The 2,312-nt window shown below is 72.8% G+C and carries 3 protein-coding genes and 1 pseudogene; 2 read left to right on the forward strand and 2 right to left on the reverse strand.

Annotation, left to right across the window (positions count from 1 at the left end; translation table 11 throughout):
* Window positions 1–260, forward strand: a pseudogene (locus ACRDTB_RS38015) (IS110 family transposase); the annotation flags it as partial.
* Between the two features lie 5 nt (window positions 261–265).
* On the opposite strand, the gene ACRDTB_RS38020 reads toward ACRDTB_RS38015, so the two are convergent.
* Complete coding sequence (locus ACRDTB_RS38020) at window positions 266–517, reverse strand: metallophosphoesterase family protein (protein WP_431437126.1); 252 nt, start codon at window positions 515–517, stop codon at window positions 266–268.
* A gap of 117 nt (window positions 518–634) precedes the next feature.
* Here ACRDTB_RS38020 and ACRDTB_RS38025 point away from each other — a divergent pair, with 117 nt between their 5' ends.
* Window positions 635–1,621, forward strand: a complete 987-nt coding sequence (locus ACRDTB_RS38025) for a methyltransferase (protein WP_431437128.1) — start codon at window positions 635–637, stop codon at window positions 1,619–1,621.
* A 183-nt stretch (window positions 1,622–1,804) separates the two neighbouring features.
* Here ACRDTB_RS38025 and ACRDTB_RS38030 read toward each other — a convergent pair.
* Window positions 1,805–2,312: hypothetical protein (locus ACRDTB_RS38030; RefSeq protein WP_431437129.1), on the reverse strand; the 508-nt coding region annotated here is incomplete at its 5' end.

Below are 2,312 nucleotides of genomic sequence, written 5' to 3' on the forward strand. Positions count from 1 at the left end.
ACTCCGGCCGCCGCACCGGCAACCCGCACCGCCCCAAACGCCACAGCCGCCACCTGCGCCGGGTGTTCTACCTCTCCGCGCAGACCAGCATCATCCGCGAAGGCCCCAACCGCGGCTTCTACCTCAACAAACGCGGACAAGGACTCAAACACGTCCAAGCCGTCATCGCCCTCGCCCGCCGCCGAGTCGACATGCTGAGGGCACAGCTGCGTGACAACCGGCGCTTCACCCCCGTTCTGCCGGTCACGCACCCGGCTTGACTTGATCATTGAGACTCCTCCGGGCCGTGACCCCTGGCGTGCTCGACCAACACGCGTTCGCAGTTGCCGCTGACCCAGCGCACTCGTTCGCCCATCGACATGAGCAGGTCGAGCGTGGGCACGGGTTGTGGGCCGGTGGCGATGTCACCGGGTAGCACGACGACGTCCGCGTCACGCACGTCGGGCTCGGCCAGCACCGCGTCGAGCGCGGGCAACACGCCGTGGATGTCGGACAGGACGGCGACCGTGTCAGGCATGCGGTCAGCATCCGCCCAGCGCTCGGTGCGGGACAGTGGGTTCGCTAGGGGCGGACGCCGTGCCAGACCCGGTTTTGGGCCCTGCACAGCGCATGGCGAGGACGTTAGCGTGGGGTGATGAGTCACGAGGAGGTCGAGGAACTCACCGCGATGGCGGACCTGGTGACCCCGATGGCGATCCGGGTCGCGGCGACCCTGCACGTCGCCGACCGGTTGGACACCGCGCGGACGGCCGACGAGCTCGCCGACGAGGCGGGTGCCGATCCGGACGCGCTGGACCGGCTCCTGCGCCACCTCGTGTCGGTCGGCGTGCTGAGCCGGGACGACGAGGGCCGGTACACGCGGACCGCGTTCGGGGCGTGCCTGTGCGACGGCCATCCGGCCGGGTTGCGCGCCGACTGGGACATCGAGGGCGCGGTCGGTCGCGGTGACCTGTCGCTCGTGGCGTTGCTGCACAGCGTGCGCACCGGCGAGCCGGCGTTCGCGGCGCAGTTCGGCACGCCGTTCTGGACCGACCTCGCCTCGGACCCGGCCCGCGGGGCGGAGTTCGACGACGCGCGGGGCACCGCCTCCGAGCTCGAGGCGCCGAGCATCGTCGCGGCCTACGACTGGGGCGCGCTCGGTGACGTGGTGGACGTCGGCGGCGGGAACGGGACGCTGCTGATCGCGCTGCTGCGCGAGTTCCCGGCACTGCGCGGGACCGTGCTCGACCTGCCCGGTCCGGCGGACGCGGCCCGCAAGCTGATCGCCGCCGCGAGCCTGGCCGATCGCGCCGACGTGGTCGCGGGCGACTTCTTCGCGCGGGTGCCACCCGGCGCCGAGGGCTACCTGCTGTCCGCGGTGATCCACAACTGGGGCGACGAGGACGCTCGCCGGATCTTGGTTCGCTGCGCGCAAGCCGCGGGTGGGGACGGCGCGGTCTTCGTCATCGAACGAGTCCCGGCGCCGTCTCGCACGCACGCGGAGCTGCGCAACCTGGCCTGGTTCGGCGGCAAGATCCGCGACGTCGCGGAACTGACCGCCCTGGCCGAGAGCGCGGGCCTCGCGGTGGCGGCCGTGCACACCGAGGGCGAGATCGCGGTGCTGGACCTGCGCGCCGCCTAGTGCCCCGCGCCGGAAATGCGATGTCTATCTCGGTGGATCCAGGTTTCCGCTGGCAAGGCGCCGATTCGCCCGCGTGCTGGACCGTACTTGGGCGGATCGGCGACGCCCCCAGCGGGAAGCTGGGCCGCTGAGATAGCTGCTGGATTTCCGGCGCGGGGACACCAGGGTTCGCTCCGGCGCGCCTCAGTCGCTGGTGAACCGCACGCCGTCCGGTGCCAGGTCGCGCAGGCCGCGGACCGTCACGTCGAGGCTCGCCGACTTGTGCCGCTCCGTGATCGCGAGCAGCGAGCCGAACGCCGCCTCCTGGCGGCGCAGGCGGCGGCCCGGCGCACCCGCCAGCTCGGGCTCCACCGTGGCGCGGGCGGACTCTGTCAGCCGGACCGTCAGGTAGCGGGCCGAGGTCCGGCGCCGGCCCTGCCAGGTGCGCAGGCCGAAGCCGGCGATCTCCGGCCACTCCAGGCGCAGCGACTCCGGGCGCAGGAACCCGCCGACCCGGACCCACACGTGGTCCGCGTCGGCGGCGAGGGCCGGGCCCAGCGCGATGGCTGAGCGCACGACCAGTAGCTCCAGCACCACGGCCAGCACGCACAGCAGCCCGACGACCGCCCACACACCGAGGGCCGTCCCGGTCGCCGCCACACCGAAGCCGGCGGCGACGGCGGTCAGCGTGAAGACCACGATCGAGGGCAGC

This window comes from Actinophytocola sp., assembly GCF_050699935.1.
Taxonomy (GTDB): domain Bacteria; phylum Actinomycetota; class Actinomycetes; order Mycobacteriales; family Pseudonocardiaceae; genus Actinophytocola.